The organism is Leucobacter japonicus (genome assembly GCF_001273855.1).
GTDB classification, from domain to species: Bacteria; Actinomycetota; Actinomycetes; order Actinomycetales; family Microbacteriaceae; genus Leucobacter; species Leucobacter japonicus.
The window spans coordinates 1-222 of the sequence record NZ_JHBX01000026.1; the positions used below are offsets into that span (position 1 = coordinate 1).

General features: G+C 60.8%; 1 protein-coding gene. It reads left to right on the forward strand.

Annotation, left to right across the window (positions count from 1 at the left end):
* Window positions 1–222: hypothetical protein (locus AMS67_RS17780; protein ID WP_206541718.1), on the forward strand; the 222-nt coding region annotated here is incomplete at both ends.

Consider the following 222-nt stretch of genomic DNA (forward strand, 5'->3'; position numbering starts at 1 on the left):
GAGGCAGCCTCCGTCGACTTCTTGAATGGGCTGCAGAGCGCGCACCTGGTAGCCGATGGCGTCATTGCTGCAGGACCGGATATCGGGCAGGAACGCCAGCTGACCGTGATCCCAGGTGTGATGTCAAGTACCGCAGACTCGGCCCAAATGACGTTGGAAGAACTGGCGTCTGCGGCGAACGAATCCGCCGAACAACTCCTCAGCACGCGAGCTCGTCGAAAC